We start from the raw sequence: 23,515 nt of genomic DNA on the forward strand, positions 1-23,515 counted from the left end.
GAAATTATGTATCAAAATTATAAAAGCGCAGAATTAGTAAAACCAGGTGGATTAGATCTTAAAGATCGTTTGGTTGGTGTGCAAAGAGTTACAAAAGTAACTAAAGGTGGTAGAGCTTTCGGTTTCTCAGCAATTGTTGTAGTTGGTGATGAAGCTGGTGTTGTAGGTCAAGGTTTAGGAAAATCTAAAGATGTAGCTAGTGCTATTGCAAAAGCTGTTGAAGATGCTAAGAAAAACCTTGTTCGTATTCCTATTAGAAAGGGTACGTTACCACATGAGCAAAAAGGTAAATATGGTGGAGCTAGAGTAAATATTATTCCAGCTGCTCCTGGTACCGGTGTTATTGCTGGTGGAGCTGTAAGAACGGTTTTAGAGGCGGTTGGTGTACATGATGTATTATCAAAATCTCAAGGATCTTCTAATCCTCATAATGTTGTAAAAGCTACATTTGATGCTTTATTACAATTAAGAGATGCTAACACTATTGCTAAGGATAGAGGTATTTCACTTGAAAAAGTTTTTAACGCTTAATATCTATCAATGATGGGAAAAATTAAAGTAACAAAAGTTAAAAGCGCAATCAATCGTACGCAAAGACAAAAAAGAACTTTAGAAGCTCTTGGTCTTAAAAAGATTGGACAAGTAAAAGAGCATGACGCAACACCAAATATTCTTGGTATGATTGCTAAAGTTTCACATTTAGTTTCTGTTGAAGAAGCTTAAATAATATAAAACTGAAAATGGATTTAAGTAATTTAAAACCTGCAGAAGGTTCAGTAAAAAATCAAGGAAAAAGAATAGGTAGAGGACAAGGTTCTGGTAAAGGTGGTACTGCTACACGTGGTCACAAAGGAGCTAAGTCTCGTTCTGGTTATTCTAAGAAACTTGGTTTTGAAGGTGGTCAAATGCCAATTCAAAGACGTGTTCCTAAGTTTGGTTTCACTAATATTAACCGTGTTGAGTATCAAGGTATCAACTTAGATACTTTACAACAATTGGTTGACGATAAGAAAATTAAGGATACTGTAGATTTAGATATTATTTTATCTAATAGATTAGCTGGAAAAAATGATCTAGTTAAAATTTTAGGTAGAGGTGAATTGAAAGCTAAATTAAAAGTATCTGCTCATAAGTTTACTGCTTCAGCAAAAGCTGCTATAGAAGCTGCTGGTGGAGAAGCTGTAACATTATAAGACCCTATTGTAAGTATGAAATTTATAGAATCAATTAAGAATGTTTGGAGAATAGAAGAACTAAGAAACAGAATCATTGTAACACTTGGTCTGTTATTAGTTTATCGTTTTGGTGCTCAGGTTACAATGCCGGGTATTGATGCTTCTCAATTAACTGGTTTATCTAATTCGTTGGATGGTGGTTTAGGAGGATTACTAAATGCGTTTACCGGAGGTGCTTTAGCTAAAGCATCGGTTTTTGCATTGGGTATTATGCCATACATTTCTGCTTCTATTGTTGTACAATTAATGGGTATTGCTATTCCTTATTTGCAAAAACTGCAAAAAGAAGGTGCTAGTGGTCAAAAGAAAATAACTCAAATTACGCGTTGGTTAACTATTGCAATATGTTTGTTTCAATCGCCAGCATATTTAGCAAGTTTACCAACTTTAGGAGTGCCGCCTAGTGCTTTCTTATTAGGTACAGGGCCTTTATTCTATTTTTCATCTATAACTATTTTGGTTACAGGATGTATTTTCGCTATGTGGTTAGGTGAAAAGATTACTGACAAAGGTATTGGTAATGGTATTTCATTATTAATTATGGTTGGTATTATTGCAACTTTACCACAGTCATTTGTTCAAAATGCTGTTGTAAGAATGGAAGGTAATAACGTCATGCTTATTCTTTTTGAATTGGTAATTTGGTTTGTTATTATTTTGGCTTCTATTATGTTAGTAATGGCTGTTAGAAAGATTGCTGTACAGTATGCAAGAAGAACTGCTTCTGGTAGTTATGAAAGAGCTGCAGCTGGAGGATCTAGACAATACATTCCATTAAAACTTAATGCATCGGGTGTAATGCCTATAATATTTGCACAAGCTATTATGTTTGTTCCTGGTTTAATTGGTGGTTCAGGTTTCTTAAAGGATACAGCTACTGGAGCTTGGTTACAAACAAACTTTGCAGATTTATTTGGGTTTTGGTACAACTTAGTATTCGCATTATTAATAATTGTATTCACTTATTTTTATACGGCTATTACGGTGCCAACCAACAAAATGGCGGATGATTTAAAACGTAGTGGTGGATTTATTCCTGGTATTCGTCCAGGTTCTGAAACGGGGGAATATTTAGATAAAATAATGTCTCAAATTACCTTACCAGGTTCAATATTCTTAGCTCTTATTGCAGTGTTCCCTGCATTTATTGTAAAGCTTATGGATGTAAATGCTGGTTGGGCTCTGTTTTTTGGAGGAACATCGCTATTAATTATGGTTGGGGTTGCAATTGACACTATGCAACAAATTAATTCTTATTTGTTGAATAGACATTATGATGGCTTGATGAAAACGGGTAAAAATAGAAAAGCAATAGCTTAATTATTATACTATGGCAAAACAAGCAGCAATAGAGCAAGACGGAACAATTATAGAAGCATTATCTAATGCTATGTTTCGTGTTGAATTAGAAAATGGTCACATTGTGACTGCACATATTTCTGGTAAAATGCGTATGCATTATATTAAGTTGTTACCAGGAGATAAAGTAAAATTAGAAATGAGTCCTTACGATTTAACTAAGGCTCGTATAACTTATAGATACTAGCAAGATGAAAGTAAGAGCATCAGTTAAAAAAAGAAGCGCAGATTGTAAAATTGTGCGTAGAAAAGGAAGACTTTACGTTATAAACAAGAAGAATCCTAGATTTAAACAAAGACAAGGTTAAAATTAGACATTAAGTCATTAGTGTTTAGAAGTTAGATGAATCTGCTTGAAATAGAAATGTTTAGGATTCTAACAACTAAAGCTAACAACTAGAAACTAAAAAGTAATATGGCAAGAATTGCAGGGGTAGACATCCCAAAACACAAAAGAGGAGTAATCTCTTTGACTTATATCTACGGAGTAGGTAGAAGTAGAGCAAAAGAAATTTTAGCAGCCGCTAAGGTTGATGAGAGCATTAAAGTTCAAGATTGGAACGATGACCAAATTAGTGGAATTCGTGAAGCTGTTGCAGCTTATACAATAGAAGGTGAATTACGTTCAGAAACTCAATTAAACATTAAACGTTTAATGGATATAGGATGTTTTAGAGGTATTCGTCACAGAGCTGGTTTACCATTAAGAGGTCAACGTACTAAGAACAACTCTAGAACTAGAAAAGGTAGAAGAAAAACAGTTGCTAACAAGAAAAAAGCATAATTTAACATGGCAAAGACAAGTAGTAAAAAACGTAAAGTTATTGTTGACGCTGTTGGTGAAGCACACGTTACAGCTTCTTTCAATAACATTATCATATCACTTACCAACAAAAAAGGCGATGTTATTTCATGGTCATCTGCTGGTAAAATGGGATTTAGAGGATCTAAGAAAAACACACCTTATGCTGCTCAATTAGCTGCTGAAGATGCTGCTGGTGTAGCACAAGAAGCTGGATTGAAAAAAGTAAAAGTTTATGTAAAAGGTCCTGGAAACGGTAGGGAATCTGCTATCCGTTCTATCCATAATGCAGGTATAGAAGTGACGGAAATTATTGATGTTACTCCATTACCACATAATGGGTGTAGACCTCCAAAAAGAAGAAGAGTTTAATCACTGTAAAATGTGATTTTTATAAGCTAAAAATTAATATCATCTGATTGTCAGATGGTATTAATTTTTTGCATAAATTTGCAGACTGAAAAATTAGTAATAACAAGTATCAACAAGAGATAAAATGATTATCGAAGGATAAGATTAAGACCTTAATTCATAATCACTCTTAAAAACAATTAAAAATGGCAAGATATACTGGTCCTAAAACTAAAATAGCTAGAAAATTTGGTGAAGCTATTTTCGGAGAAGATAAATCTTTTGAAAAAAGAAATTATCCTCCAGGTCAACACGGAAACAACAGAAGACGTGGAAAAAAATCTGAGTACGCAATTCAATTAGCAGAAAAGCAAAAAGCTAAATACACTTACGGTGTTTTAGAACGTCAATTTAGAGGTTTATTTAAAAAGGCAAGAGCTGCACAAGGAATTACTGGTGAGGTTCTTTTACAATTATGTGAATCTAGATTAGACAACGTGGTATTCCGTATGGGAATAGCACCTTCTAGAAGTGGAGCAAGACAATTAGTGTCTCACAGACATATTACGGTAAACGGTGAATTAGTAAACATTCCTTCTTACCAATTAAAAGCTGGTGATGTTGTAGCTGTAAGAGAAAAATCTAAATCTTTAGAAGTAATTGATCATTCTCTTTCTAACTCATCTAATGTTTATGAGTGGATTACTTTTAACAATGACACTAAAGAAGGTACTTACGTTTCTGTTCCTGCTAGAATTCAAATTCCAGAAAACATTAACGAGCAATTCATAGTCGAATTATACTCTAAATAATAAATTAACAATATTGGTATTTAGCCAAAGGGTTTATTTGTACTTCTTCAAACTTATAAACCGCGCAACTAAATAACAATTAAAACGAAGAAACAAAATTATGGCAGTATTTAATTTTCAAAAGCCCGACAAAGTAATCATGATTGATTCTACTGATTTCGAAGGTAAATTCGAATTCAGACCATTAGAACCTGGTTACGGACTAACAGTAGGTAATGCATTAAGAAGAGTATTGCTTTCTTCTTTAGAAGGATTTGCAATCACTTCGGTAAGAATTGAAGGTGTAGATCACGAATTTTCTGCAATTGCTGGTGTGGTTGAAGATGTTACAGAAATCATTTTAAATTTAAAACAGTTACGTTTCAAAAGACAAATTGAGGATATTGATAACGAATCTGTTTCTATTTCAATATCTGGTCAAGAAAGAATTACAGCTGGTGATTTTCAAAAGTTCATTTCAGGATTCCAAGTATTAAATACAGAATTAGTAATCTGTAATTTGGATCCCAAAGTGAATTTAAACATGGAAATTACAATTGAAAAAGGTAGAGGTTATGTTCCTGCAGAAGAAAATAAAAAGGCTGCTGCTCCAATTGGAACAATCTTTACAGATTCAATTTATACGCCAATAAAAAACGTTAAGTATAGTATTGAAAACTATCGTGTAGAACAAAAAACTGATTATGAAAAATTAGTTTTTGAAATCATTACAGATGGATCAATAACGCCGCAAGACGCTTTAACTGAAGCTGCTAAAACCTTAATTCACCACTTCATGTTATTCTCAGATGAGAGAATTACTCTTGAAGCTGATGAAATTGCACAAACTGAAACATATGATGAAGAGTCATTACATATGCGACAGTTGCTTAAAACTAAGTTAATTGATATGGATTTATCTGTACGTGCACTTAACTGTTTGAAGGCCGCAGAAGTTGATACTTTGGGAGACTTAGTATCATTCAACAAAAATGATTTAATGAAATTCAGAAACTTTGGTAAAAAGTCTTTAACTGAGCTTGAAGAGCTTGTAAACGTTAAAGGATTAAACTTCGGAATGGATTTAAGTAAATATAAATTAGATAAAGATTAATTAATCATATTTTGCTCCTCGAATAATTCGAGTTTGGTAGCAAGATGATAAAACAAATGTCATGAGACACGGAAAAAAATTCAACCACTTAGGAAGAAAAACAGCTCACAGAAAAGCAATGTTAGCTAATATGGCATGTTCTTTAATAGAACATAAGCGTATTAATACAACTGTAGCAAAAGCTAAAGCTTTAAAACAATTTGTAGAGCCATTAGTAACAAAATCTAAAGAAGATACTACTCACAACAGACGTATTGTTTTTAGTAAATTAAGACAAAAAGATGCTGTTACTGAGTTGTTCAGAGATGTTGCAACTAAAGTAGGAGATAGACCAGGTGGTTACACAAGAATTATTAAACTTGGAAATCGTTTAGGTGATAACGCTGATATGGCTATGATAGAGCTTGTAGATTACAACGAGATTTACAATGCAGATAAACCTAAGAAGAAAACTACAAGAAGAAGTAGAAGAGGTGGTAGCAAACCAGCTGTAGCTGCTCCAGTTGTAGAAGCTTCAACTAACGAAGAAGAATAAATGTTAATAAGCATTTAATATATAAAGGATAAACTATTTTTAGTTTATCCTTTTTTTTTGAATTTTTGTAAAACTTTTTTTTAAAAATGAAATATCAAAAAAAGCAAGACGCCATCATTTTATTAGCAGATGGTACCATTTTTTACGGTAAGGCAGTAGGTAATAAGCAAGGAACAGCATTTGGCGAAGTTTGCTTTAATACAGGTATGACTGGTTACCAAGAAATATTTACAGACCCTTCATATTATGGGCAACTAATGGTAGCTACCAATGCACATATTGGTAACTACGGAACTAATGTAGATGAAGTAGAATCAGATTCTATTAAAATTGCTGGATTAATAGTTAAAAATTTTAGCTATGATTACTCACGTGAGGCAGCAGATAGTTCTTTAGAAGATTTCTTAGATAAGAACAATCTTTTAGCTATTTCTGATGTTGATACTAGAGCACTTGTAAGTTACATTAGAGATCACGGAGCAATGAATGCTGTAATTTCTACTGAAGTTGACAATGTTGAAGGATTAAAAAAGCAATTAGCCGAAGTACCTAGTATGGAAGGTTTAGAATTGGCATCACAAGTCTCAACTAAAGAACCATATTATTTTGGTGATGAAAATGCTGCCTACAAAGTGGCAGCTTTAGATATAGGTATTAAAAAGAATATCTTAAGAAACATTGCTGAAAGAGATGTATACATAAAAGTATTCCCTTATAATTCTAAGTTTGAAGATTTAGAAGCTTTCAATCCAGATGGGTACTTTTTATCAAATGGCCCTGGAGACCCTGAACCTTTAGTTGAAGCTCAGGCTGTCGCTAAAGAAATTATAAAAAGAGATCTACCATTGTTTGGTATTTGTTTAGGGCATCAAGTTATTGCCATAGCAAATGGGGTTTCAACTTATAAAATGTATAACGGTCATAGAGGAATAAATCATCCGGTAAAAAACCTTAAAACTGGTAAGGGTGAAATCACGTCTCAAAACCATGGTTTTGCTGTTAATAGAGAAGAAGCTGAAGCTAATACTGATTTAGAAGTAACACATGTTCATTTGAATGATGATACCGTTGCAGGTTTAGCAATGAAAAGCAAAAATGTGTTCTCTGTACAATATCACCCAGAGGCCAGTCCTGGACCACATGATTCATCGTATTTATTCGATCAATTCATAGAGAATATAAAAAAGTAAATAGTCAATATAAGCCTTAATAAATATTCTTTTTTAAGGCTTATATTTTACTAAAACGTTATAGATGTTATTTTGTTATTTTCTTCAAAAACATCTAAAATAACAGAAGATTTAGCCGTAAATTTGAAGTATTAAAAGATTAAAAATAAACCAATTATGAGTATAATAATTAATGTCCACGCAAGACAAATTCTAGATTCAAGAGGTAATCCAACCGTTGAAGTAGATGTTGTAACTGAAAATAATATATTAGGGAGAGCTGCAGTACCATCTGGAGCATCAACTGGAGAACATGAAGCTGTAGAATTACGTGATGGAGGTGATACTTACATGGGTAAAGGTGTTTTAAAAGCTGTTGAAAATGTAAACACCGTAATTGCAGAAGAATTAATAGGTGTTTCAGTTTTTGAACAAAACCTAATTGATAAAATAATGATTGATTTAGATGGTACCCCAAATAAATCAAAATTAGGAGCTAATGCTATTTTAGGTGTTTCTTTAGCTGCTGCAAAAGCCGCCGCTAACGAATTGAATATGCCATTATACCGTTACGTTGGTGGTGTGTCTGCAAACACTTTACCGGTTCCAATGATGAATATCATTAACGGTGGTTCTCATAGTGATGCGCCAATTGCATTCCAAGAATTCATGATTATGCCTGTAAAAGCTAAAACTTTTACGCATGCAATGCAAATGGGTACTGAGATTTTTCATCATTTAAAGAAAGTTTTACATGATAGAGACTTAAGCACTGCAGTAGGTGATGAAGGTGGATTTGCACCTAACTTACCTGGAGGAACTGAAGATGCTTTAGATACTATTGCTAAAGCTGTTGAAAATGCAGGATACAAATTTGGGGATGAGGTTAAGATTGCTTTAGATTGTGCTTCTGCAGAATTTTTTGAAAATGGAAAATATGACTATACTTTATTCGAAGGTGATAAAGGAATGGTTAGAAATTCAAAAGAACAGGCTGAATATTTGGCTGAATTAGCTGCTAAATATCCAATTATCTCTATCGAAGATGGAATGGATGAAAATGATTGGGAAGGAACTAAATATCTTACTGAATTAATTGGAGATAAAGTACAACTAGTTGGGGATGATTTATTTGTAACTAATGTAGAACGTTTATCAAGAGGTATTGAAGAAGGTATTGCCAATTCTATTCTTATAAAAGTAAATCAAATAGGTTCTTTAACAGAAACTATTGCGGCTGTTAATATGGCTAAAAATGCTGGTTATACTTCTGTAATGTCTCACAGATCTGGAGAAACTGAAGATAACACGATTGCAGATTTAGCGGTGGCACTTAACTGTGGGCAAATTAAAACAGGTTCTGCTTCTCGTAGTGATCGTATGGCTAAGTACAATCAGTTATTACGTATTGAAGAAGAGTTAGGAGAAGTTGCGTATTTTCCACAGGAAAAAGCGTTTAAGGTAAAATAATCTAAAACTTATTTATATTGAAAAGCCAAATTCTAACTAGAATTTGGCTTTTTTTTTATTTAGTGTGATTTGTCATTTATTGATAATTATACAGTGATAGGGTGATTTGGTGATATATATCATATTTTAAATGTTAATTAGGTGGTAACTTTATGAAATTCACTTTTTGTGTAATTTTATATCATATACTACCATGAATAAATTGAAAGACAGATTATACCACAAAATTCAAGAGCATAGAGTAAGAACTACTAAGCTTTTAAAGGATCACGGAGATAAAGTTATAGATCAAGTTACGGTATCTCAATTAATAGGTGGTATGAGAGGTATAAAAAGTTTAGTTACAGATATTTCTTATTTAGACCCTTATGAAGGCATTAGGTATAGAGGATATACACTTCCTGAAGTACTAAAAAAATTACCTAAAGCAGAAGGAGCTGAAATGCCTTTTGTAGAAGGATTATATTACTTATTGTTGACAGGGGAAATACCTTCGTTAGAAGAGGTTAGTAGAGTGAGGGTGATGTTTAGAAATAGGCGTGTCATTCCTCGGTATGTTTGGCAGGTAATAGATTCCTTTCCAAGTGAAAGTCACCCTATGGCCATTTTTTCTGCTGCTGTAATGAGTTTGCAAAGAGAATCTCATTTTAATATTAAATACAAAAGGGGTATGAGTAAAATGGATTATTGGGATTCAACATTTGAAGACGCCACTAATCTTTTAGCAAAAATGCCTTTAATTGCTGCCTATATTTACAATAAGCTTTACCATCCTGAAAAGGGGCATAGGTATCCAGATCCGTCGTTAGATTTTGGCGCAAATTTCGCTTATATGATAGGTAAAGATAAACCCTATGATGATGTGTCAAGAATGTATTTTATTATTCATGCAGACCATGAAAGTGGTAATGTAAGTGCTCATACGGGGCATCTGGTAGCAAGTTCTCTGTCGGATGTTTATTATTCAACTTCAGCCATGATTAATGGATTAGCAGGTCCATTACATGGATTGGCAAATCAGGAGGTCTTACGCTGGTTACAGGGTTTAAGAGATCAAATGAATGGAAGGTTGCCATCGGAAGAAGAAATGAAAAAATATGTTTGGGATACTCTAAACAGTGGGCAGGTTATTCCTGGATATGGTCATGCTGTATTAAGAAAAACAGACCCAAGATATACTGTTCAACGTGAATTTTGCTTAAAGCATATGCCAGATGATGAATTGTTTAAATATGTAGATGCATTGTATAAAGTAGTTCCTGACATTTTAAGGGAACAAGGTAAAGCTAAAAACCCATGGCCGAATGTTGATGCTCAGTCTGGTGTTGTACAGTGGCATTATGGAGTTACTCAATTTGATTTTTATACGGTATTGTTCGCAATAGGAAGAGCATTTGGTGTTTTATCTAATATTATTTGGGATAGAGCTTTAGGGTATCCTTTAGAAAGGCCTAAATCAATTACAACTGAAATGTTAGAAAAAATGGTTCAGTCTGAGCCTAGTTTGGTGAATACGAATTAGCAAGATTATTTAAGGATTATGATTAAATAAAAAAGTGATAGTTTTTTTAACAATCACTTTTTTATTTTATATCAATTTTGACAATTTATAAATTTGGTTTGACTGCTTTATTGTTGACTTTAAAAATCCGTATATATTTTGTAAATTAGCGCTCCGCTTAAAAAAATAAATTTACGAGAACTTATGGCAAATACTGCTACCATAGAAATAGATGGTCAAAAACATGAATTTCCTTTAGTTAAGGGAACTGAAAACGAAATTGCAATTGATATTACCAGTCTTAGAGCTGTTACAGGTGGTTATATAACTTTAGATTCTGGCTATAAAAACACAGGTTCTTGTGAAAGCGCAGTAACTTTTTTAGATGGTGAAAAAGGAATTTTAAGATATAGAGGGTACACTATTGAGGAGTTGGCTGAAAAAGCAGATTTTTTAGAAGTTGCTTATCTTTTAATTTTTGGTGATTTACCAAAAAAAGAACAATTAGATAAGTTTCATGAGGATATAAAAAGAAACTCTCTAGTAGACGAGGATATTCATAAGATTTTAGATGCGTTTCCAAAGGCAGCTCATCCTATGGGCGTTTTATCTTCTTTGACAAGTGCATTAACAGCATTTAACCCTGGTTCAGTAGATGTTACTTCTGAACAAGATATGTATAATTCTGTGGTACGTATTTTAGGTAAATTTCCTGTTCTAGTGGCATGGACAATGCGTAAGAAAAGTGGATTACCTTTAGATTATGGAGATAAAAGCTTGGGGTATGTTGAGAACATCTTAAAAATGATGTTTAAGGTTCCAAATGAAGAATATACTCAAAACCCTATATTAGTAAATGCTTTAGATAAACTTCTTATTTTGCATGCAGATCATGAGCAAAATTGTTCAACATCTACTGTTAGAATAACAGGTTCATCGCATGCAGGGTTATTCGCTTCCCTATCTGCAGGAATTTCAGCACTATGGGGACCGCTTCATGGTGGTGCAAATCAAGCTGTATTAGAAATGCTTGAGGCCATTAAAGAAGATGGAGGTGATACTAAAAAGTATATGGCTAAGGCTAAAGACAAAAATGATCCATTCCGTTTAATGGGATTCGGTCATAGAGTTTATAAAAACTTCGACCCTAGAGCTAGAATCATTAAAAAAGCTGCAGACGAAGTATTAGGAGATTTAGGTGTTGAAGACCCTATTTTAGATATAGCCAAAGGATTGGAAAAAGAAGCCTTAGAAGATCAATATTTTGTTGATAGAAAATTGTATCCAAATGTAGATTTCTATTCAGGAATAATTTACAGAGCAATGGGTATTCCAACAGAAATGTTTACTGTAATGTTTGCATTAGGGCGCTTACCAGGTTGGATTGCTCAATGGAGAGAAATGCGTTTACGCAAAGAACCAATTGGTAGACCAAGACAACTTTATATTGGTGAAACAGAAAGGTCTTTTGAGCCTATTTCAGAAAGATAAAACTTAATTATTTTTAAATAATTGTTAAGCTTCATGGATTTTTCATGAAGCTTTTTCTTTTTTAAGAGTTATTTTTAAGAATAATTCAAAATATACTTTTTTATCATTAGTTTTGAAACTTTAAAAGATTTAATTCAAAGCTTGTGAAATTAAATATTCAGAATGAAACTTCCAGACTTAGAGTAGTTGTATTAGGAACCGCTGAAAGTTGTGGGCCAACGCCTAAAGTAGAAGACTGTTATGACCCAAAAAGTATTCAGCACGTTTTAGCAGGAACATACCCTAGGGAAGAAGATATGATTTTGGAAATGGAAGCTGTGGCTAATGTTTTTAAAAAATATAATGTAACAGTTTTTAGACCAGATGTATTAAAAGATTGTAATCAGATATTTTCACGAGATATTGCCTTCGTTATTGATGATAAAGTTTTTAAGGCCAATATTTTACCTGATAGAGATAAAGAAATTGAGGCTATTAGATATGTTTGGAATAAAATAGACAGGAAGAACAGAATTATTTTGCCTGAAGAATGTCACGTAGAAGGAGGTGATGTAATGCCTTGGAATGATTATATTTTTATTGGTACATATACTGGTGAAGATTACCCTGATATTATTACGGCCCGAACAAATATACATGCGGTTCATGCTATTAAAGATATGTTTCCTTATAAGAAAGTAAAGGCATTTGAGTTAAGGAAATCTAATACCAACCCTAAGGAAAATGCATTGCATTTAGATTGTTGTTTTCAACCTATAGGAAAGAATAAAGCTATTATACATAAAAATGGTTTTTTAATTGAAAGTGAATATGAATGGTTGATAAACTTCTTTGGAAAAGATAACGTATTTGAAATTACTAAAGATGAGATGTACGAAATGTACAGTAACGTTTTCTCCATTTCTGAAGACGTAATTATTTCTGAAAAGAACTTTACACGTTTAAATAATTGGTTAAGAAAACAAGGTTTTACGGTTGAAGAAGTGCCTTATGCAGAAATTGGAAAACAAGAAGGTTTACTGCGTTGTACAACTATGCCTTTAACAAGAGATTAAGGTTAATCTAAAACTGATGATTAGAAGCATACAGCTTCTTTTTATATTCTAAAGGTGTCATTTTAATGTACTTTTTAAATTGTCGGTGGAAAAAGGACATGTTCTCATAACCGCATCTAAAAGCAATATCTAGTAATTTATCGTTTGTGTCTTGTAATAGAATACAAACTTTTCTAATTCTAAACTCATTTAAGTAGTTGGTGAAAGATCTATTAAATTCCTTTTTAAAATATTTGCAAAAAGCACCATCAGTCATATAAGTAATAGCCGATAACTCTTCAATTTTTATTTTTCGTCTGTAATTTTCTTCTATGAAATCTAGAATGCTTTTAATTCGTGAGTTAGATTTTTTTGAATATTGATATAAGTTCCCCTCAATTGAAAGTAATTCTTTGTCTTGATGTTCACTCAATTGATAAAGAATATCCAACAAAGAAATTAGCTTTTTCCCTGGGTTAAAATTTATAATTTCAGCTAACCTATTTCCAATCTTTGCACTGAATTCAATATCACTAAATTTAATTCCGGACTGTGAAATTTCAAGCAGTTTTTTTATTGGCTTTAAGCTTTTTGTCTCAGACAAAAATGAAGAAAAAGCATCATCTTTCCATTGAATACAATATGATTCTACACCTTCAGAATAGTTGAATTCGTTTTTCCAATTATGAGGTACATTTTTCCCAATTAATACCAAATCACCTTTAGAAAAATTGTCAATATTATTACCAATATGCCTAATACCACTACTCTTTGAGATATAGGTTAATTCATAATCTTCATGGTAATGCCAAGGCGCATCAAAGTATGAATTAACATACTTAAAAGCATGAATAGAGCCTTCAAGCTCATGTGGAATATGTTCTAATTGTGCTTTCAAAATGAATATAAAATTAATAAATACTTATTTAACGACAAAATAGTATATATTTTGTCTAATAGCAGATTTAATTGTAGACCATTCTATCAGTAATTTTGAATAAATAATTGAAGTTATGAAAGTACTTTGTAGCGGATTAAATGTGGTTGACTTATTAGTCTCAACTCCAAAAGATTTAAAAGTGGGTCATAAAAATGAATGTGATCAAATTTTAATGCAAGGTGGAGCACCTGCTGGTAACGCAGCTTGTGGAATGGCAAGTTTAGGTCATAATACCTATTTTTTGGGATATGTAGGAGACAACCCTTTAAGTATTGTAGCAAAAAATGAATTAACAAACTACAATGTAAAAGACGACTTTTTAATGTACAAGAAAGAAGCGTCTCCGGCAATTGCTATTGTACAGATTGACGACCAAGGAGAACGAACTGTGTTATATTCTATTAAGGATTATGTGCCTTTTAATCCTGTGGATTTAGATGAAGATGCGGTAAAAGATTTCGACCTATTCTTAGTTGATGGGTACGATACAACTATAAATATTCATCTATTAGAAATAGCTAAGAGACACGGTATTAGGACTGTCCTTGATATGGAAAGTGCAGATATGGATATTATGAAAACTATGTTGAGTTTGAGTACAGATCCAATATTGCCACTAGAATGTGCGCAGAACCTTTCTGGGGAAAAAGAAGCCGCAAATTGTTTAAAGGTTATTTCAAAAATGACTAATGGTCAGATAGTGATAACAGATGGGTCTAATGGTTCTTACGCTTTGGAAAATGAAATTGTTATACATCAACCGGCTTTCAAGGTAGATGTAGTAGATACCACTGGTTGCGGTGACTCCTTTCATGCAGCCTATGCATCAGCATTATTGCAAGGTTTAGATTTGAAAAATAGAATGATTTATGGCAGTTTCTTTGCGTCTCAAGTAGCACAACATTTTGGAGGAAGAACCTTCTTTCCAGATAGAACATTTATGGAAGTAAATTGCCCACTTCAAGTTGAACATTAAAAAAATACTTTATGGAAGTTTTAAATAATATATCGGTAAAAAAAGGCATTGTAAGTCACTTATTTGAAAAAGTAATTACACCTTCTAAACCTGCTTACGTGGCAAAAATTGCTTTGGTTGGTATTGGATTAGAAGAGCATTTTGATTGGCAGTCTATACTTGAGAATTATGAAAAGGCAAAAATCGGTTTAACAAAAGCATTGCCTCAAGATAAATTTGAGTTAATAACCTCAAAGGAACCTTTACAAACCAAAGAAGAAATTCATGACTGGTTACAAAACATGCACGCTAAAAATATAGATGGATTAATTATATATCAAGCATCCTTTATTGCTGGGGATTTGGCAGCGACCATTGCAAGATGGATGAATCAAAATGTAATTCCTGTATTGAGTTGGTCACATGATGAGGTGACTGGAGGACGATTATCAAATAATAGATTATGCGGTCAGAATTTCTTATTAAATATTTTGAATTCTTGTGGGGTAAAATATTCGTGGTTGTTTGAATCACCAGATGATGATGAATTCAATTCCAATATTTTAAAGTTTGCAAAATCAGTATATGTAAAAGCATCTATCAACCAAAAAGCAGTTGGTATGATAGGAGGATTTAGAGTCCCTGGTTTCTATGATTGTGAACTTAATGAATTGTCGTTGTTGAATAGATTCGGAATAAAAGTAGATAGAATAGATTTTCAAACTATTTGGCAACATGGAGAGAAATTTACAGAAGAAATTATTTTTGAGATTAAGTCAGAATTGTTGAATCATCCATTATGTAAGTTTAATAACGTGTCAGATGAACAAGTTGAAAAGTCAATTCGTCTTTCATTGGCCGTAGCAGATTATGCTCGTATAAATGATTATTTAGGAATAGGTCTTAAAAACTGGCCTGAATTATTTGATCATTATGGAATTGCAGGTGATGGAGCTGGGGCATTAATCCAAGATTTAGGAATTCCTGTGGCAGACGAATCTGATATGGGAGCATTATTGACTATGGTTATTATGAACCAGTTAAGTTTTGGTGAATCTATTCCAACATTAGTCGACCTATCGTTAATCAACAAAAAAGATAATCAAATAGGATTTTGGCACTGTGGTGGTGCTCCTACAAAGTTGATTAATGAGTCCACAGGTTATGAAGTTCGTAACCATAGTATTCTTGAAAACTATAGTGAAGAAAGTAGCGTAGGGATGTTATTAGAGTTTTTACACAAACAAGGCGAGGTTACTATAGCTAAATATCAATACCCAAATGCTGGTAGAGTACTAGTTTGGGAAGGAGATATTAGACCTTCTGAAATGGCCTTTAGGGGTAGTTATGCTGAGGTTGAACCAAAAAGAAATTCTGGTGGAGATATTTTAGCCACTGTTTTAAATAACGGATTAGATCATCATTGGATTATTGGTAGAGGCTATCTTCAAAAAGATTTAAACGAGCTTAACCATTGGTTAGGAATTGAAAATATAGAAATAGAAAAAAGTAAAGATCATTTGTATGGACACAGTAATTAGTAATATAAAACCCAGAGTGTATAACAATAATTACACTAGTTTAAAAGAGTTGTTTGTTGATTATAGAGCAACCAAACGCTGTCTACCATCATTTAATGTAAATGATAATTATGATTTAAAAGCCGTTGTTGAAGCCGCTGAAGAAATGGATACCAATGTTATGGTAATGACCTATCCGCCGGTTGCAGAATTAAATACACCTGAGGTGTTTAGAGCTTTAGTTGATGGTTTTAAAAAGATATCAAAGAATAATATTTATTTACACCTAGATCATAGTACGTCAGTAGAACAGTGTAAACATGCTATCGATGCGGGATATGATTCTGTTATGATTGATGGTTCTCAAGTATCGCTTAAAGAAAATATTAAAATGACCAAAGCCGTGGTTGATTATGCAAAACCGAGAGGTGTTGTAGTTGAAGCTGAAATTGGGAAAATTATGGGCAGAGGTGTTGAAGTGAAATCTGATAATGATTTTTTAGCTGATTTAGAAGAAGTTGTTAGATTATATGAGGAAACCAATGTTGATATTATGGCAGTTGGTATTGGTACAGCACACGGCTTTACTCCAACAGAGCCTAAAATTCATTTTGATAGATTACAAGAGATAGCGGATGCCATTCCAATCCCATTGGTTCTACATGGAGGTACCGGAATTCCAGATGCCGATATTCAAAAGTCTATTAAAATAGGAATGAGTAAGATTAATATTGGTACAATAGTGCACACTACTTATATGAAACATGCATTTGAAGAAATTCAAAAAGCTGGAGATAGTGCGTATCCTCCTTTTATAATGAAGGAAGTACTTCCAAAAATAAAGGAAGTTGTAAAAGACAGATTAAGAGCAGTAAATTTCTAAAACAAAAAGCCTCCTGAAAAATCAAGAGGCTTTTTTATGTTTAAACCGGTTAGCACATATCCGGTCCCACTATAAGTTCAAATTGTTGTTTAACTTTTTCTCCATTAGAGTTTACAGCTGGTTTCCATTTAGGCATATTTTCTATAACTTTTATTAGCAAACTGTTTATTTGATGATTTCCACAAGAATTGGTGAGGTTAATGCTTTCAGTTTCTCCATTTTCATCAACCTGAAAAGTGATGGAAACAGGTTTGAATTCCTTAATCTTGGCTGCTTCAATCTTTTTAAGGCTATGTTCTTTTAAATAAACAATCATATTATCGTACCCACCTACAAATTCTGCTTTTGTTTCAGGTACAACAGTAAAAGAAACTTGCATTTCTCGGTCATCGTATTTTTCCGATATTGAATTTCTAGATTTGTAGTTAACAGCAATACTTACAGGAGTGTCAATTTCAGCATTTGACAAAAGATTTTTTTGCTCGTCTGTTAGTAAAACACCATTCTCGCTATATGCGGTTCTGATTTTGTTATTGGATTTTGTTGTAATTTCTATAAAGTTATAGCTTGATATCCATGAGGTGGGTAAATCTGGAATAAATTCACTAATGTCTCGAGCTTTCTTTAGTTTGCCTTCAGAAACTGAAAGTGAGTATTTACCTTTTACCATATAAAATAAATCTAAATCTGATTTCTTTGTATTTTTCATTTTAATTATTTCAGCTGGAAAAAAGTTGGTGTTTACCGTTGTTGGACTAAAATTTGCTTCTGAAATATTTGCATTATCAACTTTAGTTTCAACTTCCTTTTTACTAAAACCTAGGGCTATAAAGCCAACGGTGGCTATAGCAAGTGTAAGAATAGTGCCTGTACGTTTTTTCATGATGATTTGTTTTTAAAGTTCTTGAAACAAATCTAATACCCACTTAAAGTAAATTGTGAAAACGAAATGTAAAAAGATGTTAATGAAATGTAAATTCAACAATATCAAGCAATAAATAGGTTAATTTCGCTGTATGTCTGGTAAAACTATAAGGCTAATAATTGCTATAATGCTCCTCACTTTAGGAGCTTTGTTTGTTACACAAGGGTATTGGTTTAATAAATCTTTTAGGCTGGAGGAACGTCAGTTTGATGAAAAACTAAATGTTGCCTTGAGAAATGTCGCGGATAGATTATTAAAACAAGATAACGACTCACTTTCTAGAATTGCACCTGTTGTAAAACTGTCTTCAAATGAGTTTTACGTAAGAACAGAATGTTATTTCAATATAAAATCATTGGATAGTATTCTTAAGAATGAGTTTTCAATAAGAGATATTGATATAAACTATGACTATCTAATATTAAAATCTGTTAGTAATGAAATAATATTGGGTAATACCCTCTCTAGTGCATTTGATACTTCTGAAGCTGCTTGTTTAGAACGAACGGATGGTAGAGAAAATGTAGATTTTAAAGTAAGAGTAAACAATAAAACTACGTACTTACTGGGGGCTATGGGTATTTGGATGTATTCATCAATAACCCTTTTGCTAGTATTAGCTGTATTCACGTTTATTGTAATTTCAATTATAAAAGGCAAGAAACTGGCCTTGTTGAAAAAGGATTTTGTGAATAATATGACGCACGAACTCAAAACGCCAATAGCCAATATTTCAGTGGCTTCTGAAGCACTCCGGAATAAAGAAATGAATGAGGTAAAGCGGAAGCAATATGCAGATATTATTTATAAGGAAAATGAAAAATTACATGGTTTAGTAGATAAGGTGATGCAAATTTCTTCTTTAGAAAAGGAAGAAGATACTTTTTCTTTTGAAGAATTAAATATTCATGAAATAATTAGCACTATCACTAGTAGTTTTGGCCCTGTTGTTCTTAGTAAGAACGGAATTATTAATCATGATTTAAAAGCAAATAACTTTAAGGTTATAGGAGATAAAACACATTTGTCAAATGCTATTTCTAACCTCATTGATAATGCCATAAAATATTCGAATAATGTTTTAGAGATTGTGGTAAAATCTAAAAACAGAAAGGATGGAATATTATTAGAAATAACCGATAAGGGTATTGGGGTAGCTAAAGAAAATCAGCATAAAATATTTGATAGATTTTTTAGAGAAGAAAGTGGTGATTTGCATAACACAAAGGGTTACGGTTTAGGTCTAAGTTATGTAAAATTTATAGTGGAAAAACATAATGGAGCCATTACATTTAATAGTGCTAAAGACTTAGGTAGTACATTTTCCATATTTTTACCACAATAATTTATGGAGCTTAAAAAACATATTCTTCTAGTTGAAGACGATAAAAGTATGGGCTTTCTGTTAAAGGATAGTTTGGAAAGTTATTTTTATAACGTCACACATGCACCTGATGGAAAATCCGCTTTAGAAGCGTTTAAAAATGACCATTTCGATTTATGTCTGTTAGATGTCATGATGCCCAATATGGATGGGTTTACCCTAGCTTCAGAAATTAGAAAGACTAATGTTGATGTGCCCATTATCTTTCTCACAGCTAAAGCCATGAAAGAAGATCGTATAAAAGGGTTTAAGCTGGGAGCAGATGATTATGTAACCAAACCTTTTAGCGTTGAAGAATTGGTGCTTAGAATAAAAGCTATTTTAAAACGTGGTTTTGTTCTGGAAACTACCAAAAAAGAAATATCATTTTTAGATTATAAAATAGACCTTAATAACTTAAGTCTTACAACATCTACAAATACCATACAGTTAACACAAAAAGAAGCAGATATTTTAGCACTTTTTGTTACTAATAAAAATGCCCTTTTAAAACGGGAATATATTCTGAAAACCATTTGGAAAGATGATAGCTATTTTGTGGGTAGGAGCTTAGATGTTTTTATTTCAAAATTACGAAAACACTTTAAGCAAGACTTGGCAATTAGTATAGTAAATATTCATGGAACAGGATATAAATTTGAGGTTTTGGAATAGCGAATGTGTTATAAGTAAGCTTGATTTTTCTTTAAAATCAAGTAATCATATTATGAAATAATCATAATTTAGCTGCTCAATATTTTACAAGATGCAACAAACAACAAATACCATTTTAATGATTCGTCCTATTAACTTTAGGATGAATGAGCAGACCGCTGTAAACAATTATTATCAGAAGGTAATAGATGATTTGCTGCCAGCATCCGTTAATAAAAAAGCACAGGAAGAGTTTGATTCTTATGTTGATAAGTTAAGATCGTTTGGTATTAATGTTATTGTTGTTTCTGATACAGATGAGTATGATACACCAGATTCAATTTTTCCGAATAATTGGATTTCTTTTCATCAAGATGGAACTGTTGCGTTGTATCCTATGTTTGCTGAAAATAGAAGACATGAAAGACGAGAAGATGTATTAAATACACTTGAAGAAAGTGGATTTTTAATTGAAAATGTAGTTGATTATACGTCGGCTGAAGCTGAAGATATTTTTTTAGAAGGAACCGGAAGTTTGTTGTTAGATAGAGACAATGGAAAGGCCTATTGTGCCTTATCACCTAGAGCAGATGAAGATTTATTTATTGAGTTCTGTGAAGACTTTGAATATACACCAGTTGTTTTTACCGCAAACCAGACTGTAAATGGATCCAGAAAAGCCATTTATCATACAAATGTAATGATGTGTTTAGGAGAAACATTTGCTGTAATTTGTTTAGATGCTATTGATGACAAAAAGGAGCGCAAGCATGTAGTAAAACATTTGAAAGAGAATAATAAGGAAGTTATTGCCATTACTGAAGGTCAGGTGAATTGTTTTGCTGGAAATATGCTTCAGGTAAAAGGGGCAAATGACCAATTATATCTAATAATGAGTCAAGCGGCATATAATAGTTTAACGCCTAATCAGGTTAAACAAATAGAAAAACACTGCCCCATAATTTCTAGTTCCTTAGATACTATTGAAGCATGTGGTGGCGGAAGTGCACGCTGTATGATGGCTGAGGTGTTCTTGCCTAGGGCTTAAGATTAGGTGTTAGGCTTAGATTTAGGTAACTGGACATAAAATGTACTTCCAACATTTAAGGTACTTTCCACCCAAATTTTACCATGATTTAGTTCAACTAACTCTTTACAAATAGAAAGCCCTAAACCAGTCCCTTTTTCATTACTGGTTCCAACGGTTGTAAAAGAGGTGTTTTTAAATAATTTTGATAAGTTTTCTTTAGAGATACCAATACCTGTATCTGCTATACTAATAATGCAGCTTCCGTTGCTAATATGATTAGAAATAGTAATAGTATCTCCTTTTTTACAGAACTTCAAAGCATTAGCCAATAAGTTTTGAACTACTATTTCAAACATACTTTTATCAGCATAAGCAAAATCTCTCAAGGAATGATCAATTAAGGTGATGCCTTTGCCTTCCATACGCCCCTCAATAAGCTTTACCTTATCTTCAAATACTTCTTGAATATCAAATAAGCTTGGTTTAGGCTCTAAGGACTGCATTTGCGATTTAGACCAGTTCAATAAATTGAATAATAATAAAGAAGCATTATTAGCATTCTCGCTTAATTCAGGGATTAAGTTATCAAATTCTTCTCTAGATAGTGAGCCATCGCTTAATAAGTTAATAAATCCATTAATTGAGGATAGAGAGTCCTTTAAGTCATGAGAAACAATAGAAAATAATTTATCCTTTACATTATTGATATTTTCCAGGTGCGTTATTTGCTCTTCAAAAGCTTCATTCTGTAATTCAAGTTTAATGCTTTTTTCTTCCAACTCTTGAGAATGCCGAACATTGTTGTTTTGTTTCAAATAGGTTAAAATCAAAAACGTAGAAACTATAGCCAAGGCTGCCAGTAAAATGTAAAAAATAAGCTTAAACTTATTAGAAGTTTTATTGGTTGGACCTGATGTGTTTTGTGATTCATTTTCGCCAATATCCGTTTTAACGATTTGATCAAATCCTGGATCAAGTTCTAGGTTAATGGCATCTTCTGGTTCTGTTTTAACTAATATTTGAGCCATGTCAAGCTCATGTTTTAAATTATAATATTCACGCTGCCATACAAAAGCTCTATCAAATCTTCTTTTAGTAGAATCTAAAGATTTCATGAGCTTATAATGCTTTAGTAATTCAACTTTGTTGTCCAATTCTTTGGCGATAGCTCCGGCCTGCAATAATTGGCGTTCAGCTACAATTAATCTACTCTTACGTAAATTTAAATCTCCAAGATTATTTAGTACTGGTAATAAACCGCTTTGATCAATACTTCTTATAGAAATATTGTAGGCTTGTACAAGGTAGTCTGTTGCCTTAGCGTAATCATTAAATTTTAAATATTCACCGCCTAATTTTGAATAAATGTTTCCACGTACAACCACATTTTCGGCATCAGTTGCTGCCAAAACTTTTTCATAATATTCAATGGCTTTTCTATGTTCTTTCTTTATAGAGTATAAACCTGCTAATTCACTATAAGATTGAACTATACCTTCAGTGTCATTGAGTTCTTTTTGTAGATCTAAAGCTTTTAAATAGTATTCAACAGACTTGTCATAAGCCTTAACACTTTGGTAGGCTTTGGCCAAATTACCATAAGCTAGCTTAAGTTCTCCTTTCAAACTACGTTTCTCTAGTGTTGTAATTGCTGAAAGTGAGTACTGTAATCCTTTTGCGAAATTCCCGCGTTTAATTTCTATTAAACCAATGCCATTATGCACTTTAGCCACACCGAGCGTGTCATTTAAATCACTGAATAATTTTTTAGCTTTGTTATAACCGCTAATCGCATTTATATAATCATCCTTTTGAGCATAAATTAAAGCTTTAAAGTAAGCTGTTTCGGCAATACCTCTTTGGTAACCAATGTCGTTTGATAGCTTTTCACTTTTAATGATATAATCAAGTGATTTATCATAATCCTTAAGGTTATAAAACGAATTGATTAATTTTAAAGAAGTATCAACTTTTAAACTATCTTCTTTTTGAAACGCTAATTCTATAGTGAGACTATCTATTTCTTTGGTCTGAGAAAAACCAAAAAATGTAATTAATAATAAACTTAACGTAATAAATTTCCTCATACAATGTATATACTGAAACTCTTCTATATATAAAGCTTTCTAATATGGAGGGAGATTAAGAATACTTTATTATTTATTAAGTTATAGCGTTTGTTAGTTAGCTTTTAAAATGATATATTTTATGAATAATTAATAGCTCTGTATAACAAAATTTGCAAAAAGCCCTTTTAAAATCTAATTTCTGCGTTTTAATACCAATATATTAGATAAAATGAAGCCGTAAAATTCGTTAAAAATTCGACGAATAGATGAACGGCATAAATCATGGGAAAAATGCACTTTTGTCGATGAAATACATATCTTAAC

25 protein-coding genes are annotated in these 23,515 nt (G+C 32.5%); 22 read left to right on the forward strand and 3 right to left on the reverse strand.

What is annotated here, in order from left to right:
• The first annotated feature begins 6 nt into the window (after window positions 1-6).
• From rpsE to FUA22_RS02800, 16 genes are all read left to right on the forward strand, one after another.
• A complete protein-coding gene (gene rpsE / locus FUA22_RS02725; protein ID WP_116038977.1) occupies window positions 7-531 on the forward strand; it encodes a 30S ribosomal protein S5 in 525 nt (174 codons plus the stop codon).
• A 12-nt stretch (window positions 532-543) separates the two neighbouring features.
• A complete protein-coding gene (gene rpmD, locus FUA22_RS02730) occupies window positions 544-723 on the forward strand; it encodes a 50S ribosomal protein L30 (RefSeq protein ID WP_147767400.1) in 180 nt (59 codons plus the stop codon).
• Between the two features lie 17 nt (window positions 724-740).
• Entirely contained in the window at window positions 741-1,193 is a 453-nt protein-coding gene (rplO, locus tag FUA22_RS02735) for a 50S ribosomal protein L15 (protein ID WP_147766304.1), read from the forward strand.
• Window positions 1,194-1,208: 15 nt separating this feature from the next.
• On the forward strand, window positions 1,209-2,555 hold the full coding sequence (gene secY / locus FUA22_RS02740) for a preprotein translocase subunit SecY (protein WP_147766305.1): 1,347 nt from the start codon (window positions 1,209-1,211) through the stop codon (window positions 2,553-2,555).
• 10 nt (window positions 2,556-2,565) lie between these two features.
• Window positions 2,566-2,781, forward strand: coding sequence for a translation initiation factor IF-1 (gene infA, locus FUA22_RS02745; protein WP_007094967.1), 216 nt, complete (start codon window positions 2,566-2,568; stop codon window positions 2,779-2,781).
• Between the two features lie 4 nt (window positions 2,782-2,785).
• The gene (gene ykgO / locus FUA22_RS02750; protein ID WP_013305171.1) at window positions 2,786-2,902 is read left to right on the forward strand and encodes a type B 50S ribosomal protein L36; all 117 of its coding nucleotides are present in this window, start codon (window positions 2,786-2,788) and stop codon (window positions 2,900-2,902) included.
• A gap of 107 nt (window positions 2,903-3,009) precedes the next feature.
• Window positions 3,010-3,378: a 30S ribosomal protein S13 gene (gene rpsM, locus FUA22_RS02755; RefSeq protein ID WP_147766306.1), complete on the forward strand. Its 369-nt coding sequence runs from the start codon at window positions 3,010-3,012 to the stop codon at window positions 3,376-3,378.
• 6 nt (window positions 3,379-3,384) lie between these two features.
• Complete coding sequence (gene rpsK, locus FUA22_RS02760) at window positions 3,385-3,768, forward strand: 30S ribosomal protein S11 (RefSeq protein WP_147766307.1); 384 nt, start codon at window positions 3,385-3,387, stop codon at window positions 3,766-3,768.
• 185 nt (window positions 3,769-3,953) lie between these two features.
• A complete protein-coding gene (gene rpsD / locus FUA22_RS02765) occupies window positions 3,954-4,559 on the forward strand; it encodes a 30S ribosomal protein S4 (RefSeq protein WP_147766308.1) in 606 nt (201 codons plus the stop codon).
• A gap of 100 nt (window positions 4,560-4,659) precedes the next feature.
• On the forward strand, window positions 4,660-5,652 hold the full coding sequence (locus FUA22_RS02770) for a DNA-directed RNA polymerase subunit alpha (protein WP_147766309.1): 993 nt from the start codon (window positions 4,660-4,662) through the stop codon (window positions 5,650-5,652).
• 61 nt (window positions 5,653-5,713) lie between these two features.
• Complete coding sequence (gene rplQ, locus FUA22_RS02775; protein WP_147766310.1) at window positions 5,714-6,187, forward strand: 50S ribosomal protein L17; 474 nt, start codon at window positions 5,714-5,716, stop codon at window positions 6,185-6,187.
• Window positions 6,188-6,273: 86 nt separating this feature from the next.
• Window positions 6,274-7,377, forward strand: a complete 1,104-nt coding sequence (gene carA, locus FUA22_RS02780) for a glutamine-hydrolyzing carbamoyl-phosphate synthase small subunit (protein WP_147766311.1) — start codon at window positions 6,274-6,276, stop codon at window positions 7,375-7,377.
• Window positions 7,378-7,533: 156 nt separating this feature from the next.
• The gene (gene eno, locus FUA22_RS02785; RefSeq protein WP_147766312.1) at window positions 7,534-8,826 is read left to right on the forward strand and encodes a phosphopyruvate hydratase; all 1,293 of its coding nucleotides are present in this window, start codon (window positions 7,534-7,536) and stop codon (window positions 8,824-8,826) included.
• Window positions 8,827-9,019: 193 nt separating this feature from the next.
• On the forward strand, window positions 9,020-10,348 hold the full coding sequence (locus tag FUA22_RS02790; protein WP_147766313.1) for a citrate (Si)-synthase: 1,329 nt from the start codon (window positions 9,020-9,022) through the stop codon (window positions 10,346-10,348).
• Window positions 10,349-10,531: 183 nt separating this feature from the next.
• Entirely contained in the window at window positions 10,532-11,818 is a 1,287-nt protein-coding gene (locus FUA22_RS02795; protein ID WP_147766314.1) for a citrate synthase, read from the forward strand.
• A gap of 143 nt (window positions 11,819-11,961) precedes the next feature.
• The gene (locus FUA22_RS02800) at window positions 11,962-12,873 is read left to right on the forward strand and encodes a dimethylarginine dimethylaminohydrolase family protein (RefSeq protein ID WP_147766315.1); all 912 of its coding nucleotides are present in this window, start codon (window positions 11,962-11,964) and stop codon (window positions 12,871-12,873) included.
• A 7-nt stretch (window positions 12,874-12,880) separates the two neighbouring features.
• Here the strand turns inward: FUA22_RS02800 and FUA22_RS02805 are convergent, their stop codons facing one another.
• Window positions 12,881-13,750, reverse strand: coding sequence for an AraC family transcriptional regulator (locus tag FUA22_RS02805; RefSeq protein ID WP_147766316.1), 870 nt, complete (start codon window positions 13,748-13,750; stop codon window positions 12,881-12,883).
• A 115-nt stretch (window positions 13,751-13,865) separates the two neighbouring features.
• Here FUA22_RS02805 and FUA22_RS02810 point away from each other — a divergent pair, with 115 nt between their 5' ends.
• The 3 genes from FUA22_RS02810 to FUA22_RS02820 are packed head-to-tail and all read left to right on the forward strand — an operon-like array spanning window position 13,866 to window position 17,150.
• On the forward strand, window positions 13,866-14,768 hold the full coding sequence (locus FUA22_RS02810) for a carbohydrate kinase family protein (protein ID WP_147766317.1): 903 nt from the start codon (window positions 13,866-13,868) through the stop codon (window positions 14,766-14,768).
• A gap of 11 nt (window positions 14,769-14,779) precedes the next feature.
• On the forward strand, window positions 14,780-16,288 hold the full coding sequence (locus FUA22_RS02815; RefSeq protein WP_147766318.1) for an L-fucose/L-arabinose isomerase family protein: 1,509 nt from the start codon (window positions 14,780-14,782) through the stop codon (window positions 16,286-16,288).
• The gene (locus FUA22_RS02820) at window positions 16,272-17,150 is read left to right on the forward strand and encodes a class II fructose-bisphosphate aldolase (RefSeq protein ID WP_147766319.1); all 879 of its coding nucleotides are present in this window, start codon (window positions 16,272-16,274) and stop codon (window positions 17,148-17,150) included. The genes FUA22_RS02815 and FUA22_RS02820 overlap by 17 nt, the downstream gene beginning before the upstream one ends.
• Window positions 17,151-17,199: 49 nt before the next feature.
• Here FUA22_RS02820 and FUA22_RS02825 read toward each other — a convergent pair whose 3' ends face one another.
• On the reverse strand, window positions 17,200-18,033 hold the full coding sequence (locus FUA22_RS02825; RefSeq protein ID WP_147766320.1) for an energy transducer TonB: 834 nt from the start codon (window positions 18,031-18,033) through the stop codon (window positions 17,200-17,202).
• Window positions 18,034-18,166: 133 nt separating this feature from the next.
• Between FUA22_RS02825 and FUA22_RS02830 the strand changes: the two genes are divergently transcribed.
• The 3 genes from FUA22_RS02830 to ctlX all read left to right on the forward strand — a co-directional run bounded on the left by FUA22_RS02830 (window position 18,167) and on the right by ctlX (window position 21,140).
• On the forward strand, window positions 18,167-19,420 hold the full coding sequence (locus tag FUA22_RS02830) for a sensor histidine kinase (protein ID WP_147766321.1): 1,254 nt from the start codon (window positions 18,167-18,169) through the stop codon (window positions 19,418-19,420).
• A 3-nt stretch (window positions 19,421-19,423) separates the two neighbouring features.
• The gene (locus FUA22_RS02835; protein WP_147766322.1) at window positions 19,424-20,113 is read left to right on the forward strand and encodes a response regulator transcription factor; all 690 of its coding nucleotides are present in this window, start codon (window positions 19,424-19,426) and stop codon (window positions 20,111-20,113) included.
• 91 nt (window positions 20,114-20,204) lie between these two features.
• Entirely contained in the window at window positions 20,205-21,140 is a 936-nt protein-coding gene (gene ctlX, locus FUA22_RS02840; RefSeq protein ID WP_147766323.1) for a citrulline utilization hydrolase CtlX, read from the forward strand.
• 2 nt (window positions 21,141-21,142) lie between these two features.
• On the opposite strand, the gene FUA22_RS02845 is transcribed toward ctlX, so the two are convergent.
• Complete coding sequence (locus tag FUA22_RS02845; RefSeq protein ID WP_147766324.1) at window positions 21,143-23,209, reverse strand: tetratricopeptide repeat-containing sensor histidine kinase; 2,067 nt, start codon at window positions 23,207-23,209, stop codon at window positions 21,143-21,145.
• Window positions 23,210-23,515: the final 306 nt, after the last annotated feature.

Source organism: Seonamhaeicola maritimus, from assembly GCF_008056315.1.
GTDB lineage: Bacteria > Bacteroidota > Bacteroidia > Flavobacteriales > Flavobacteriaceae > Seonamhaeicola > Seonamhaeicola maritimus.